This window comes from Dyadobacter fermentans DSM 18053, assembly GCF_000023125.1.
Classification (GTDB): Bacteria; Bacteroidota; Bacteroidia; order Cytophagales; family Spirosomataceae; genus Dyadobacter; species Dyadobacter fermentans.
Genome location: NC_013037.1, coordinates 5,180,073 through 5,195,450, shown reverse-complemented (window position 1 = coordinate 5,195,450; position 15,378 = coordinate 5,180,073). Strand labels below are relative to the sequence as shown.

Here is a 15,378-nt window from a genome sequence, read left to right as displayed (position 1 = left end):
TGCTAATCATGAAAAAAATATCCATTAATATATTCGTTTCCGCCTCGCTGCTGTTCCTGTCGGGCTGCAACGACTGGCTCGAACGCAAGCCGCAGAATATCATCCTCGAAGAGCAGGTATGGAACGACCCGAAGATGATCACCGGCCTGCTCGCCAACTACTACGACCGCCTGCCCTACCACACCGACCTCAGCCACGGCTCGAACGGCGATATAAACGCGATCAATCGCGAAGGCTGGCAGGACTTTGCCGCATACGACGAAGCGATGTGGTCCAATAACGACGATGCGCGTAACAACCTCATCAACTATGCCTTCGACCGCTGGCGGCTGTGGGATTACGGCCTCATCCGCGACATCAACCTGGCCCTGGAAAACATCCAGACCTACGCGGTGAAGCTCACAGAAGCCCAAAAGACCCAGTTTTCTGCCGAACTACGCTTCCTGCGTGCCTATGTGTATTTCGAGCACGTAAAGCGCATGGGCGGCGTTCCGCTGGTGACGAAGCAATTGATCTACAACTTCGACGGCAACCCCGGCGCATTGCAGCAGCCGCGCAACAAGGAGGAGGAAGTGTACGACTTCATCGCCTCGGAGCTCGATGCCGTGAAAGACCAGCTTGGAAACGGAACGAGCAACACGCGCGCCAACAAGTTCACTGCATTGGCCGTGAAAAGCCGCGCCATGCTGTATGCCGCTTCCATTGCCAAATACAACGGCCGCATGGCGTCGCCAATCTCCACGCCCGGCGGCGAAGTGGGCATTCCTGCTTCCAGGGCTAATGATTATTATACCAAATCGCTGGAAGCATCGGAGGAGATCATCAGCAGCGGCAGCTACGAGCTGTACAAGACGAACCCCGACAAGGGCGTGAATTTTTATGAAGCCGTTACCAAGAAAAGCGCCAACCGCGAGGTGATATGGGCACAGGACTTCCTCGTAAGCAAGGATAAGCGCCACGGATTTACCTACGACAACATCGCGCGCAATGTGCGGGAAGACAATCTGTCGTCATCGTCCATTACGCCTACTTTGAACCTCGTGGAGGATTACGAATACCTCGACGGCACCTCGGGCGAGCTCAAAAACCGCAATGCCGGCAATACGGACTACGTTTATTACGACAAGTTGCAGGATATTTTTGCCAACAAGGATGCCCGCCTCTACGGAACGATCATCTTCCCCGGCACCACCTTCCGCGGCTCAGAAGTGCAGATCCAGGCGGGTGTGAAAGTGTGGGATAATGCTACCAATGCATTCAGAACGGTGGAATCCAATGTGCTCGGCTCGGTGTATGACGATGGGGGCCTGCTTACCGGCTCGTCGGGCCCGCAGCGCTCGCAAACGGAGGTTTCGAACACCGGTTTCTACCTGCGCAAATATGTGGACCAAACCGCCATGTCGAGCACACGCGGTATCCGCAGCGACATGTGGTGGGTGCGCTTCCGGCTGGGTGAAATTTACCTGAATGCCGCCGAAGCCGCTTTCGAATTGGGCCAGAATGCCAATGCATTGAAATATGCCAACACCCTGCGCGAACGCGCCGGCTTCCCTGCGAACAGCCTGAAAACGCTTACGCTGGAAAAACTGCAAAACGAGCGCCGCGTGGAACTGGCATTTGAAGACCACCGCGTGTGGGATCTCAAAAGATGGCGCATTGCGCACGAGGTTTGGAACGGCAACGCGTCCAATCCGGATGCGGTGATGTACGCGTTGTATCCGTACCGCGTGGTGCGCCCGGGCCATGCCACGCACGGAAAATATGTGTTCGATAAGCTGGTAGCGCCCCGTTTCCGCACGCCGCGGTTCTTCCAGATGGGCAATTACTACTCGGCCATCCAGCAGAGCGTGATCGACAATAACCCGAAAATTATCCGCAACCCATTCCATTAATCGCAATGAAAAAAAGAATCATAACGTGCATTCCCGCGCTGTTGCTGGCATTGATAGTCGGTTTGGCGGGGTGTGAAAAAGATAACCGCACCGAGCCGAAGTCGGTGCTGAAAGGCCGGGTCGTATTTGAAGGCCAGCCTGTGGGCGTCCGCTCCAACGGCGTGCAGCTCGAAATCTGGCAGCGTGGCTACCAGCTTTTCACCAAAATCCCGGTCCATGTGAACCAGGACGGCACATTTGCCGCGTCGCTGTTTGACGGGAACTATAAATTGGTGCGCCTCCGTGGCAACGGTCCGTGGACGGACAACACCGATTCCATCGATGTGGAGCTAAAAGGCTCCAAAGAGATCGACGTGCCGGTGAACCCTTATTTTGTGGTTAAAAACGATGTGTATTCCAAAGGCGAAGGCAAAGTTTCGGCTACTTTCAATGTACAGCAAGTAGCGGCCGGCCGGACGCTCGAACGCGTTAACCTGTACATCGGCACGACCACAATCGTAGACCCTAACAACAATGTGGGCAACGCGCAGGAAGTAGCCGCAAACCTGACCGACCTCACCAAACCTGTGACGCTGACTGTGAACATCCCGGCCGCGCACGCGTCGCGCCAGTACATTTATGCGCGTGTGGGCGTAAAAACTTCCGGGGTTGGTGAAATGCTGTTCGGCATGCCTCAAAAGATTATGCTGAAATAATGAGGCTGGCGATTCTCTTACTATTCATCCTGGGCGCGCCAATGAGCCGCGCCCAGGATTCTTTGCAAACGAACATTCCCGTTCACGACCCGGTGATGATCCGGCAAAACGGCACGTACTATCTTTTCGCAACGGGTCGCGGCATAGCCATGTGGTCGTCGAAGGACATGCAAAACTGGAAGAAGGAGAAGCCGGTGTTCAGCGCGCCGCCCGGATGGGCGATGAAAGCCGTGCCGGGTTTCAGAGGGCACATCTGGGCGCCTGACATTTCGCTTTACAACGGCGTGTACCATCTCTATTATTCCATTTCCACATTCGGAAAAAACCGCTCCTGCATTGGCCTGGCCACCAACAAAACCCTCGACCCGGCGAGCCCCGACTACCGCTGGACCGACCATGGCGCGCTGATAGAATCGGTGCCCGGCCGCGACGAATGGAACGCCATTGACCCGAACCTGATCGTGGACGACCAGCAGCATCCGTGGCTCTCGTTCGGTTCGTTCTGGAATGGGATCAAGGTGGTAAAACTCACCGCCGACGCCCGCAGCATTGCCCAGCCGCAAACCTGGTTTACCCTCGCCAGCGTACCGCGTACAAAGCCGGGCAGCGATTCCACAGCCGGCAACGGGGCCATCGAAGCACCATTTATTTTCAAAAAAACGGATTATTACTACCTTTTTGCCTCCTACGATTACTGCTGCCGCGGCGAGAAAAGTACCTACAAAATGCGGGTAGGCCGCTCCAAAACACTCACCGGCCCCTACCTCGACCAAACCGGACAGCCGATGACGCAAGGCGGCGGCACATTGCTGCTCGAAGGCAATGCAGAATGGCACGGTGTGGGGCACAATGCGGTATGCACATTCGATGGCGCGGATTACCTAGTATTTCATGGGTACGATGCAAAGGACAAAGGCCGTTCGAAGTTACGCGTGGAGCCATTGGACTGGCAGGGTGATTGGCCTGCGTTGCGTACGCGTTGATGTTACATCCCTGACGGGATTCAGGTAACGGAGAGGCTATTACTTTGCTACCAATATTACATCGCTACGCGATTAAGGCGCAAGGTTTAAATGCCGTTAGGGATAGCACATTGGTAGCAAATGTACGCCGCCGCGATGTATAAATACCGTTAGGTATGGCACATTGGTAGCAATGGTACATGGGTAGAATGCATAAATGCCGCTAGGCATGTAACACTGGTAGCAAATGTACACCGCCGCAATGCTAAATGCCGCTAGGCATGTAACAACTAACACAACGTCGACCCATACATCGTGCATACCGCTACTATCTGAAAAATACAAAAACCCTATTACAAATACCCGCAGCATGAAGCATTAATCAACCTTCCTGCGTATATTTAATGTTATGAAAGTCGTACAGTTCACCATTCCCGTTTCCCGCGAAAGTACAATTGTTGTCCAGGAGGAAACATTGCCGCATTACTACCCGCATCTGCACCGCCATCGCGAGGTGCAGATCGAATGGGTGGTGGAAGGCTCGGGAATCCTGGTAGCGGGGAATTATATGCAGCGGTTCGAGTCGGGGGATATCTACATCATCGGCGCCAACCAGTCGCATATTTTCAAGAACGACGAGTCCTATTTCAACCCCGACGAACCCCGGCAAATCCATTCAGTATCTATCTTTTTCGACCCTAACTATCTGTCGCAAAATATATTGAGCCTGCCGGAGATGGCCAACATACGGAAGTTCGTCCATGGCGTTCACAATGGTTTCCAAATCCCGGAAGAAGCGCGGGAGGCGGTGCAAAAAATCATTTCGGAAATCATACAACACAAAGAAAGCCAGCGGGTTGCTTCGTTCATCAAGCTACTCTACCAGTTTTCTACAACCCGCGACCTGAAACCCCTCGCGACGAGCAACAGCGAGCAGGTCATATCGGAAGTCGAGGGAATCCGCATGGACCGCATTTTTCAATACCTGGTCACGAACTACAAACGCCACATTTCCCTGGCCGAAATCTCCGAAATCGCGAACCTCACGCCCCAGGCATTCTGCCGGTATTTCAAGAAACACACCGACAAAACCTTCGTCAGTTTCCTCAACGAAGTCCGCATCAACGAAGCCTGCAAGATCATCCTCTCCGGTAAATTCGACAGCTTTTCGGACATCTGCTACCAGACCGGCTTCGACCACGTCACGAATTTCAATAGGGTATTCAAAAAGACAACCGGCATGTCACCGGGAGAGTATCAGAAGGGGTTTCGGGATATTTGAGTTACGTCAGCGGCTGCCAGGAGGCCCCGCCGGGGCCAGGGACATTTTGATGCAATTTTTTCTATAAACAGGAAACCGCTCCGCTGTCAATCGTTCGCTAAGGCCATGGAATGCCTGCACGATTATGCTAAACACGTAACTATGCAAGTACCAGTACAAGGTTTCCATAACTTCAACCCGCACCGCGGTCGCTGTTTCTCCAAGGCCATGCAATGCCTGCACGATTGTGCCAAACACACAACCATGCAAGTTACCAGTACAAGGTTCCCATAACTTCACCTGCGCCGCGGTCCCTGTTTCGCCAAGGCCATGGAATGGCCGCCTGTTTATAGCAAACAGACAACAGGACTACGCCACGGCTCCGGGGGAGCCTCCTGATTAGCGAACGGCCGAACGGGAACTAGCCACTTAATGCGCCGCAAATACCTGCATTATTCCCTGAATTGGCTAAATTGGAACGTATTACCTATTCTTAAACATCATTTTGAAAAGTATACCTGCAACCGCCTGGCAAATCTGGATCGATACCGGCGGGACGTTTACCGATTGCCTGGCCATTGATCCGGCCGGGGAAAAGACCCGCATCAAAGTTCTCAGTTCCAGCTGCCTTCGCGGGTGCATTACCTCGAAAGTCGCTCCGCATACTTACCGCTTCGAGGCATGGTGGCCCTTCGATGGTTCACTTTTCAAAAACTACATATTCAAATTCTACGGTAACGACGCGCAAAGCCGCATTGAACACGTTGACCGAGAAGCTCATAGCATTACACTAGCCGACGATCTCGCATTCACCCAGCCCGTAGATTTTGAAATAACCACCGCCGAAGAAGCGCCCATTCTGGCAGCACGCTTGATCACACAAACGCCGCTTGATCAACCACTCCCGCCGATTGCCATGCGATTGGGCACCACCAGGGGTACTAATGCATTGCTCGAAAGGAAAGGCGCGAAGACGTTGCTGGTCGTGACCAAAGGTTTCAAAGACCTGCTTTACATTGGTAACCAGCAACGCCCGTCGCTTTTTCAGCTGGATATTCCTGAACCTAAACTGCTTTACAGCGAAGTGCTGGAAGTCGATGAGCGAATGGATGCCGCGGGAAATGTCATTGAAGCGTTGGATTTGAATGATTTTCAATCAAAACAAAAACCTGCTGATCACCAGTCAGTAGCGCTTTCTTTCTTGCATTCCTACCAAAATTCGCAGCATGAGTCTCAACTTGCCGCATGGTTCCGGAATAATGGTGCAAAATACGTCTCGGCGTCGTCGGATCTGTTCCCGTTTTCGCATTACCTGCGCAGGACGCAAACTGCCGTTGTGAATGCCTACCTCGATCCGATCCTGGATCAATACCTATCCAACATCCGGAATGCATTGCATGGCGGCAGCCTGCAAGTGATGACCAGCACCGGCAGCCTGGCCGAAGTGAGCGGCTTCCGTGCCAAGGACAGCTTACTCAGCGGTCCGGCGGGCGGAATGGTGGCGGCCACGAATTTTGCCCGGAAACTGGGTTTTCACAAGGCAATCACCTTCGATATGGGCGGCACCAGCACCGATACCGCGCTGATTGACGGCCAGCCGGAACTGAAATATGTTACTGAAATCGACGGCATTGAATTCCATAATCCCACGCTGGCCATCGAAACGGTGGCAGCAGGCGGCGGCTCGGTGTGCTGGTTCGATGGCTTTTCTTTGCAGGTCGGCCCGGAAAGTGCGGGCGCATCGCCCGGCCCGGCTTGCTACGGTGCAGGCGGGCCGTTGACGGTCACGGACGTAAACTTGCTGCTGGGCAAGCTGGAAACATCGAAATTCAGCATTCCCATTAACCCAGATGCCGCCACTCATAGGCTGGATGAACTGCAAAGCGCTATTCAAATCCAAACCGGCAACCTGCTTAGCCGCCATGAGATCCTCACCGGCCTCGAACGCATTGCGAACGAAAAGATGGCCGACGCGATCAGAAAAATTTCCGTCGAAAAAGGCATTAACCCCAGTGCATTCGCCCTCGTCACGTTCGGAGGTGCAGGCGGGTTACACGCGTGCCAGCTTGCCGAATTGCTTGACATGGACACTGTGCTGCTGCCGTACGACGGCGGACTGTTCAGCGCGGCGGGCATTGGTGAAGCGTTGATCAGCACCATTGTTTCCAGGCAAATCCTGCGCCCCTGGAAAGAGACAGCGGCCGATGTGAATGAGTGGCGGGACACTTTGGAAAAACAAGCGGCAGCGATTTTGACAGCACAAGGCATTACCGCCTTCGAAACAGCATTCTGTTATGTGTACCTCCGCTTCGCAGGTCAGGAAAATGCGATTGAACTACCTTATGAGGGTGAAAAGACGCTGCGTGCATTTGAAGAAACCTACCTGGCACAATTTGGTTATTTTCCTGCCAATGCGGTGGTGGAGCTCGAAAGTATCAAGTTGAAAGTGCAGGAAAGGAGCCTGCGCATTGAACCGGTTTCACCTATTCAAAATGGCCCAGAATCGGCTGCGAAGGCACATAGCACCCCATTTTCACCCGATCTAACCCATTCCGTGACGCCGGTGTTCGAATGGGACAGCCTGCAAACCGGCGATCAGCTCGACGGTCCTGCCATTCTTTTAAATAACACTTCCACCACCTATTTACCCAAAGGCTGGAAACTGGTTATCCAGCGCGATCAGGACGCCATTGCCTGGCGCACCGAAGTCGTTGAAAAGGACAATTCCCGGCAAAGCGAAGAAGTAGCTTTGCAGCTTTTCACCAACCGTTTCAAGGCCATTGCCGACGAAATGGGCGTACAATTGCAGCGCACCGCCTTTTCCGTGAATGTGAAAGAACGCCTCGATTTCTCCTGCGCGCTGCTCGATGCCGACGGCGAACTCCTCGTGAACGCGCGGCACATTCCCGTGCACCTGGGCAGCATGGGCATTTGCGGGCGCCTCGTACGTGAGGCCATTCCCATCGGCCCCGGCGACGTCGTGATCACAAACCATCCGCGTTACGGCGGCTCGCATTTGCCTGATATTACGCTTATTTCGGGCGTTTTCGCGGATAACGAAACGTGCCTAGGATATGTGATCAACCGCGCGCACCATGCGGAAGTGGGCGGCAAAACACCCGGCTCGATGCCGCCGGACGCCACTTGCCTTGCCGAAGAAGGCGTGGTGATTGTGCCGCAGTATCTGGTGAAAGCGGGTGAATTTCAATGGGATGCATTGCGTACGCTTTTTACGGGCGGGCCCTACCCTACCCGGTCGTTCCTATCCAATGAAGCCGACATTATCGCGGCATTGTCAGCATTGAAAAAAGGCAGCGCGCAGTTGCTGAAACTGGTAGAAAACCACGGGCTGGAAACCGTGCGAAAATACATGGGAATGCTGAAAGAAACGGCCGTGTCGCAGCTTCGGAATGCATTACAGCCGCTGCAAGGGCAGGTTTTCGAGGCGTCGGAGCGGCTCGATGACGACCATCGGATTGCTGTAAAAATTACCATAACCGATCACAAACAGGTATTCGATTTCACAGGCACATCGCCCGTGCACCCGAATAACCTGAATGCCAACATTTCCATTCTGTACAGCGCCATTTTGTATGTACTGAGGCTTTTGGTAGATAAAGAAATACCGCTGAACGATGGCCTGATGCGCGATGTGGAGATCAAACTACCCGAAAACAGCTTCCTCCACCCCCAATTTTCCGACGATCCTACACAATGCCCGGCCGTGGTAGGCGGCAACACGGAAGTGAGCCAGCGGCTGGTGGATACATTATTGAAGGCATTCGGGTTAGCCGCTTGCAGCCAGGGAACGATGAACAACTTCCTGTTTGGCAATGAGCAATTCGGCTACTACGAAACGATCGGCGGCGGTGCGGGCGCGGGAAATGGCTTCCACGGTCGCGCGGCAGTGCACCAGCACATGACCAACACGCGCATTACCGACCCCGAGCCGTTGGAACGAAAATACCCGGTGCGTTTGCTGGAATTCGGCATTCGGCGCGGTTCGGGCGGCGCGGGACGCTGGCGGGGCGGCGACGGTATTGTGCGGAAACTGCAATTCCTGGCGCCGTTGCAGGTGACTTTGCTCGGCCAGCATCGGCGGCATGCGCCTTATGGATTAGCAGGCGGTGCGGATGGGCTTTGTGGGCGGCATTTGCTTTTTTCAAACGGTTCAACGAGTGAGCTGCCGGGGATTTGCAGCCTGAAAGTGCAGGCGGGCGATATTTTGACTATCGAAACGCCTGGGGGTGGAGGATATGGCGCATAAACACAAAAACGCCCTGCTGGGCGCCGCATTCCTGATGGCGACCTCCGCGGTAGGCCCCGGCTTCCTGACCCAGACGATCGTCTTCACCGAAAAGCTGGCCACGAACTTCGGTTTCATCATCCTGATCTCAATATTGATCGACCTGGCCGTGCAGTTCAACATCTGGCAGATCGTCACCGTGTCCGGCAAACGCGCCCAGGACCTCGCCAATGAGTTACTACCCGGCCTGGGCTACCTGCTTGCATTCCTGATCGTAACCGGCGGACTGGCTTTCAACATAGGCAATGTGGCCGGCGCGGGTTTGGGTATTGAGGCCATGACGGGCATAAGCGTAGAAACCGGCGCGATGCTCAGCGCAGGCATCGCCATCGCTATTTTTCTGTTTAAGGAAGCCGGCAAGGCCATCGACGTTTTTGCCAAAATCCTCGGCTTTGTCATGATTGGCCTCATTCTCTACGTTGCATTCACCTCGCACCCGCCATTGGGAAGCGCCATCCGGCACACGTTTTTGCCCGAACAGTTTGACCCCGTGGCCACCCTCACGCTCGTAGGCGGCACCGTGGGCGGATACATTTCGTTTGCCGGCGCGCACCGCCTGCTCGACTTCGGCGTACGCGGCCAATGCGCATTGAAAGAAGTAAACCGCGGCGCATCCACTGGCATTCTCATCACGGCCCTCATCCGCTACCTGCTCTTCCTGGCGACGCTCGGCATCATCCTCACCGGAGCGAGCATTAATCCCGGTAACCCGGCCGCTTCGGTGTTTGAAAATGCCGCGGGCGCATTCGGAAAGCAGCTGTTCGGCCTGATGATCTGGGCTGCGGCCATTACCTCGGTGGTCGGCGCGGCTTATACTTCCATTTCGTTCGTACGGTCGTTTCACCCGGTGATCGATCGCTACCACGCTTACATTACCATCGCCTTTATTCTCATTTCCACCATCATTTTCCTGCTCATAGGCCGGCCTGTGAAGGTGCTGGTATTTGTGGGTACTTTAAATGGCTTTGTATTGCCCATTGCCCTGGCCATTCTGCTCCTGGCTTGTCGGAAACAGCGGATTATGGGCAGTTACCGGCATTCGGCGTGGCTGCAAATGGCCGGTTGGCTGGTGGTACTGATCCTGCTCGCCATGGGTTTTAATGTATTTTAAATTGATTTACGCTTACCGTTTGATTCATGAAAAAAGTAGTTCTTGCAATCCTTTCGCTCCTTACAGCTGCTGCCGGTTTTGCCCAAAAACCGAAAGCATTAATCATTAAAATAAACCCCCAAAACAAGGCCCAGCAGATCGACAATTTCGGTGCGGCAGGAGCATGGTTTACCGAAGGCATTGCGAAAAACTGGCCTACCAAAAACCGCGAACAAATGGCTGAATGGTTATTCAGCAAGGATTTCGACGCCAGTGGCAATCCCAAAGGCATCGGACTATCTGCGTGGCGCTTCAACATCGGCGGCGGCACAGCCGAGCAGGGCGACAGCAGCGGCATCACCGATTTCCGCAAACGCGTCGAGAGCTTCCTGCGGCCGGACGGCACGTATGATTGGTCCAAGCAAGCGGGTTATATATGGTTTACAAAAAAAGCGAAGGAATACGGCGTCGAAAACCTGATTGCATTCTCGAACACGCCGCCGGTGCAGTTCACTAAAAACGGCCGGGGTTACAAAACCACGAAAGACTACGTTTCAAACCTCAAACCAGAGCATTACGGCGACTATGCGGGTTTTCTGGCAACGGTTTTGAAGCATTTTGATGGCGAAGGCTTGCATTTCAACTACATCAGCCCGGTGAACGAACCGCAATGGGACTGGTACCATGCTCCGGGCCAGGGCGCCAAGCAGGAAGGCAGCCCGTGGCGCAACGACGAAATCGCGCGCGTTGCCAAAGCCCTCGACAGCGCATTGACCGCCACCGGCTCGGCATCCAAAATCCTCCTCACCGAAGCCGCCCAGCTCGATTACCTGTACACCAAAACCGGCAATGCAAACCGGCAAACGCAGGCCTTTTTTGCCCCTGAAAGCAAGCTTGCGCTCACCAATCTCAAAAACCTGCCGCGCATCATCGGCGGCCACAGCTACTTCACCGATAAAGGCGACAGCGCCCGCATCGCCATCCGCCAGTACGTAGCCGACACCACCGCCAAATACGGCGTAACCTTTTGGCAAACCGAATATTCAATGCTTGCCGACGGCTACCGCGAAGGCAAAACCGGCCGCATCCCCGCCATCGACTGCGCATTATTCCTCTCCAAAGTGATCCACGACGACCTCGTACACGGCAACGCCGCCGCCTGGCAACTGTGGAACAGCTGGGAACCCGGCAACCCCGATTTCGACACGCGCTACTACGTGATCGCCCTCAAACCCTCGTCGCCGGAATATGTGGATGGCACCATCACCGCTACCAAGAACCTCTGGGCCCTCGGCCATTACAGCCGCTTCATCCGCCCCGGAATGCACCGGCTGCACATCACCCGCAACGACGGCCTCTCCCCTGTGCAAATCGCGCAGGACTTGATGGTTTCGGCTTACGCGGGCGAGAAACAGGTCGTGCTGGTAGCCATTAATTATTCCAATGAAGAGCGGATTTTGAAGCCGGAAATCAGCGGATTTAAGGCTAGTGGCGGAGACATTTATCTGACTACCGGGGAAAAGGGAGTGGACATGCAGCGATCGAAGGTCAGGAAATTGAAGGATGGGGTGAAAGTGCCGGCTCGGGGGATGGTGACGGTGGTGTTGCAGAAGTAGCGTTACATAGCAAAAGCTCTTCCTGTTGAGAAGAATTACAACCATTATATAGGCTTGCAATGAACGACCGGTCGATTTGACTTATTAAGCAAGTTCACTTGGCGAATAGCGCAAATTATCTTTGTATTTCGTAAGATGAAAACGCAGCTGGTATTCCCACAGGATTTCGTTAACTTAAAGTCTTTAAACAAATCGAAAATGGCGACAAATAATGCGGATTTGAGAGGACTGAGAGAAGAGGTAACATCGGAATCGTCAAGAAATGCCGACTTTGAGAACTCACTGAACGCATTGCTCGAGAACCCGTGCGATGAAAACCTCGACCTAATCAATAAAGTGAGAGTCAACTTTGTTGGATCGAGAGAAACGATGGAGGATATTATTCATAAACTCCAATCGCTCACCTGGACGTTAGTTGAGGCAACACCCGATGATTTAAAGTTGATCGCAGACTTAATCAATCTCGGCCGGAAATTACTGGAAGGCTCCGCCTCGATTGTTAACACTTACCAGCCGCTATGGCAGAAGGGAGTTATTATCATCGAAATCAGGGCGTTCGAAGAAGTGAGCCAACACTTGGCTGAGGTACTCGACGATATTGAATCCGTTTTCTTTAAACTTCCAAATAGTCAAGGATTTAATGACACCACACACCAACTTGAATCACTGCAATGACCAAATCTATTGTATCGAACCGTTCAAAAAGCAGATACAAAATCTGAGAAAAAACAACTGCTATAAAGATATCGATCAGCTGCTGATTCGCTTCCTGCGTGACAAAGACATCGATCACTTTCGCACAGGAACGCTCCTTAATAAAAGCATCACGCACCCGTACATCAAGCACGACATTGGCGGTAGAAGTGGCTATCGCATGTACTACCTCGCGATAATTGCGGCGAAGTGCATTTATCTTGCCTACATTCATCCTAAAACTGGAAGTGACGGTTCGCCGAATACAACAAACGAAGCACGCACTGAATTCTACAAAACCATAGCAAAAGCCATCAAAGACAGGACTTTATATCAAGTGACTGTTATGGGAGAACTGCTTGATTTTAGTACGATGATCTAATTTTCAGTACGATCAACTAAATTTTTTCACAAAACCCTTGCGCAACTCAAAAGTTGCATATATATTTGCAACCATCAAGTTGCATATTTCGATCGTGTATGAAAGGTGATATTTTTCAGGCTATTGCTGACCCTACGCGGAGGGCTATTCTGGTGCTCATCGCTGCGCAGTCCATGACGCCTAATGCCCTGGCAGAACATTTTGATACTTCCAGGCAGGCGGTTTCCAAGCACATTAAGGTACTCGCCGACTGCGACCTGGTGAAGCAGAACAAGGTCGGGAGGGAGATTCATTATTATTTCAATCCAGTTAAAATGAAAGAGTTCGACCACTGGTTAACGCAGTTCAAAAAACACTGGGAAGACCGTTTTAGTCAGTTAGATGAATTATTAATCAACCTAAATTCCAGTCCAAATGAAAAGTAACCTGTTAATGAATTTTTCGGTAGACAAGGAGAATAACCGCGTGAAAGTAGAGCGCGAATTTGCGGCACCCGTGGGCAAAGTGTGGGCCGCGTGGACGCAAAGTGAGCTGCTCGATCAATGGTGGGCACCCCGCCCGTGGAAAGCACGCACCAAGTCCATGGATTTCCGCGTAGGCGGCAGCTGGCTGTACGCCATGGTGGGCCCCGAGGGTGAAGAGCATTGGGCCAAAGTAGAATACAAGACGATTGATCCGCAACAAAAATTCACCGCGAATGATGCATTCTGCGATGAAAACGGAACAATCAACAACGAGTTCGCACAAGCGCTTTGGACGAACACGTTCACCGAGGCTAACGGTACCACCACCGTTTCCGTGGCGATTCAATACGACAAACTGGAAGACCTCGAACAAATGATCGAGATGGGCTTCAAGGAAGGGTTTACCATGGCACTTGGTAATCTGGACGAGCTGCTGGATAAGTAATCCGGCCATTTCATCAACAAACAAATGTCAGTCAAAGCGGACAGGATAGCCCCGCCCGTTTTGACTGACATGCTTTTTTTAACTAGTCCTGCTCTACCGCCGCTACTTCCTTCCTGGCAACCATATAATAAACCGGAATGCCCAGCAGCACAATAATGAGCCCCGGCCAGGTGTATTCTGGCTTATAAATGATGAGCAGCACGCAGAACGCGATGCCCATGATAATGTAAATGATCGGTAAAAACGGGTAACCAAACGCCTTGTAAGGCCGCGGGGCGTCGGGGCGGGTTTTGCGAAGGATGAATATGCCGATGATCGTGAGCATGTAAAATACCACGACCACAAACGAAATCATATCGAGCAGGTTGCCGTATTTGCCGCTCAACGCCCACAGCGAGGCGATCACGCATTGCAGCCAGAGGCCTATTTCGGGCACCGCATTCTTGTTCAACCGACCTACTTTTTTGAAAAACAGCCCGTCTTTAGCCATCGAATAATACACCCGCGCACCTGACATAATGAGGCCGTTGTCGCAGCCGAAGGTCGAAATCATGATCATGACCGCGATTACGATCGTGCCGGAATTACCGAAAATGACGTGGGAGGCGGTTACCGCCACACGGTCCTTGTCGGAAGCCGCAATTTCCTGCAACGAGAGCACGCCGGTGTACATGACGTTGGTGAGTACGTAAATCACTGTTACGATAATCGTCCCCAATGCGAGGCTGAGGCCGATATTGCGTTGCGGGTTTTTGATTTCGCCGGCGATGAACGTTACGTTATTCCACGAATCGGAGCTAAAAATGGAGCCGACCATCGAAGCGGCAATGGCACCGAATGCGGCAATGGTGGTGTACGACGCAATGCTGCCGTCGGGGCTGAGTTTGTGCAAATCCCACATGCCTTCACCCCAGTTGGCCGCCCACACTTCGGGCTTCATGAAAATTAACCCGAAAACGATCAGGCCGAGCAAGCTCAGGAGCTTTGTTAATGTGAATGTAGTCTGGATTATTTTACCGCTGTTGACACCACGTGTATTCGTAAACGTCAGCAGCACAATCACGACAATAGACAGTAGCTGCGCGGGACTTATTTTAAGAAAGCCAAGGTCCAGCGCGACTAAATCTTCACTGAATGCCGGAACAAGGTAGGCCGTAAACTTCGCAAACGCCACAGCCACGGCGGCAATGGTGGCGGTTTGGATTACCGTAAAAAAGCTCCAACCGTACAGAAAACCGATTAATGGATTATATGCTTCTTTCAAATAAATGTACTGGCCGCCCGCTTTGGGAAACATGGCGCTGAGCTCGCCGTAACTCAATGCGGCCGTGAGCGTCATGAAACCAGTGATGAGCCACACGAACATCAGCCAGCCCACGCTACCAGTATTGCGCATGATGTCGGCGCTGACAATAAAAATGCCCGATCCGATCATACTGCCGGCAACGAGCATCGTGGCGTCAACAAGTCCCAGTGAGGGCTTGAAAGAAGTGTTTTCTTGTGGCATAGGGTAATAGGTTATTAGGTCAGGTTTTAAACTGTGTAAACTACGAAGTATTTGGACTACTCACA

The 15,378-nt window shown here is 52.8% G+C and carries 12 protein-coding genes; 11 read left to right on the top strand and 1 reads right to left on the bottom strand.

From position 1 onward, the window contains the following. Positions 1-8: 8 nt before the first annotated feature. The 11 genes from DFER_RS21360 to DFER_RS21310 all read left to right on the top strand — a co-directional run bounded on the left by DFER_RS21360 (position 9) and on the right by DFER_RS21310 (position 13,806). Positions 9-1,892: a RagB/SusD family nutrient uptake outer membrane protein gene (locus tag DFER_RS21360; protein ID WP_041736577.1), complete on the top strand. Its 1,884-nt coding sequence runs from the start codon at positions 9-11 to the stop codon at positions 1,890-1,892. Positions 1,893-1,897: 5 nt separating this feature from the next. Beyond that, positions 1,898-2,587 carry a DUF3823 domain-containing protein gene (locus DFER_RS21355; RefSeq protein ID WP_015813730.1) on the top strand — a complete coding sequence of 230 codons (690 nt, stop codon included), beginning with the start codon at positions 1,898-1,900 and terminating at the stop codon, positions 2,585-2,587. After that, complete coding sequence (locus DFER_RS21350) at positions 2,587-3,570, top strand: arabinan endo-1,5-alpha-L-arabinosidase (RefSeq protein WP_015813729.1); 984 nt, start codon at positions 2,587-2,589, stop codon at positions 3,568-3,570. Before DFER_RS21355 ends, DFER_RS21350 begins: the two co-directional genes overlap by 1 nt. 388 nt (positions 3,571-3,958) lie before the next feature. Then, a complete protein-coding gene (locus DFER_RS21345) occupies positions 3,959-4,831 on the top strand; it encodes an AraC family transcriptional regulator (protein ID WP_015813728.1) in 873 nt (290 codons plus the stop codon). Positions 4,832-5,315: 484 nt separating this feature from the next. Continuing rightward, positions 5,316-9,077: a hydantoinase B/oxoprolinase family protein gene (locus DFER_RS21340; RefSeq protein ID WP_015813727.1), complete on the top strand. Its 3,762-nt coding sequence runs from the start codon at positions 5,316-5,318 to the stop codon at positions 9,075-9,077. Further along, positions 9,067-10,227: an NRAMP family divalent metal transporter gene (locus DFER_RS21335; protein ID WP_015813726.1), complete on the top strand. Its 1,161-nt coding sequence runs from the start codon at positions 9,067-9,069 to the stop codon at positions 10,225-10,227. Before DFER_RS21340 ends, DFER_RS21335 begins: the two co-directional genes overlap by 11 nt. A gap of 26 nt (positions 10,228-10,253) precedes the next feature. Next, positions 10,254-11,822 carry a glycoside hydrolase gene (locus DFER_RS21330; protein WP_015813725.1) on the top strand — a complete coding sequence of 523 codons (1,569 nt, stop codon included), beginning with the start codon at positions 10,254-10,256 and terminating at the stop codon, positions 11,820-11,822. 135 nt (positions 11,823-11,957) lie between these two features. Next, positions 11,958-12,497 carry a hypothetical protein gene (locus tag DFER_RS21325; RefSeq protein ID WP_015813724.1) on the top strand — a complete coding sequence of 180 codons (540 nt, stop codon included), beginning with the start codon at positions 11,958-11,960 and terminating at the stop codon, positions 12,495-12,497. Then, entirely contained in the window at positions 12,463-12,897 is a 435-nt protein-coding gene (locus DFER_RS21320; RefSeq protein ID WP_143828780.1) for a hypothetical protein, read from the top strand. The genes DFER_RS21325 and DFER_RS21320 overlap by 35 nt, the downstream gene beginning before the upstream one ends. A 98-nt stretch (positions 12,898-12,995) precedes the next feature. Continuing rightward, on the top strand, positions 12,996-13,322 hold the full coding sequence (locus DFER_RS21315; protein ID WP_015813722.1) for an ArsR/SmtB family transcription factor: 327 nt from the start codon (positions 12,996-12,998) through the stop codon (positions 13,320-13,322). After that, entirely contained in the window at positions 13,312-13,806 is a 495-nt protein-coding gene (locus DFER_RS21310; RefSeq protein WP_015813721.1) for an SRPBCC family protein, read from the top strand. The genes DFER_RS21315 and DFER_RS21310 overlap by 11 nt, the downstream gene beginning before the upstream one ends. Positions 13,807-13,888: 82 nt before the next feature. Here the strand turns inward: DFER_RS21310 and DFER_RS21305 are convergent, their stop codons facing one another. After that, a complete protein-coding gene (locus DFER_RS21305) occupies positions 13,889-15,313 on the bottom strand; it encodes an APC family permease (protein ID WP_015813720.1) in 1,425 nt (474 codons plus the stop codon). Positions 15,314-15,378: the final 65 nt, after the last annotated feature.

Bases quoted from the DNA above. Each gene is read 5' to 3' on its own strand.
- DFER_RS21335 (WP_015813726.1), top strand. From the start codon at position 9,067: ATGGCGCATAAACACAAAAACGCCCTGCTGGGCGCCGCATTCCTGATG.
- DFER_RS21320 (WP_143828780.1), top strand. From the start codon at position 12,463: ATGACACCACACACCAACTTGAATCACTGCAATGACCAAATCTATTGT.
- DFER_RS21355 (WP_015813730.1), top strand. From the start codon at position 1,898: ATGAAAAAAAGAATCATAACGTGCATTCCCGCGCTGTTGCTGGCATTG.
- DFER_RS21345 (WP_015813728.1), top strand. From the start codon at position 3,959: ATGAAAGTCGTACAGTTCACCATTCCCGTTTCCCGCGAAAGTACAATT.
- DFER_RS21330 (WP_015813725.1), top strand. From the start codon at position 10,254: ATGAAAAAAGTAGTTCTTGCAATCCTTTCGCTCCTTACAGCTGCTGCC.
- DFER_RS21305 (WP_015813720.1), bottom strand. From the start codon at position 15,313: ATGCCACAAGAAAACACTTCTTTCAAGCCCTCACTGGGACTTGTTGAC.
- DFER_RS21350 (WP_015813729.1), top strand. From the start codon at position 2,587: ATGAGGCTGGCGATTCTCTTACTATTCATCCTGGGCGCGCCAATGAGC.
- DFER_RS21315 (WP_015813722.1), top strand. From the start codon at position 12,996: ATGAAAGGTGATATTTTTCAGGCTATTGCTGACCCTACGCGGAGGGCT.
- DFER_RS21360 (WP_041736577.1), top strand. From the start codon at position 9: ATGAAAAAAATATCCATTAATATATTCGTTTCCGCCTCGCTGCTGTTC.
- DFER_RS21310 (WP_015813721.1), top strand. From the start codon at position 13,312: ATGAAAAGTAACCTGTTAATGAATTTTTCGGTAGACAAGGAGAATAAC.
- DFER_RS21325 (WP_015813724.1), top strand. From the start codon at position 11,958: ATGAAAACGCAGCTGGTATTCCCACAGGATTTCGTTAACTTAAAGTCT.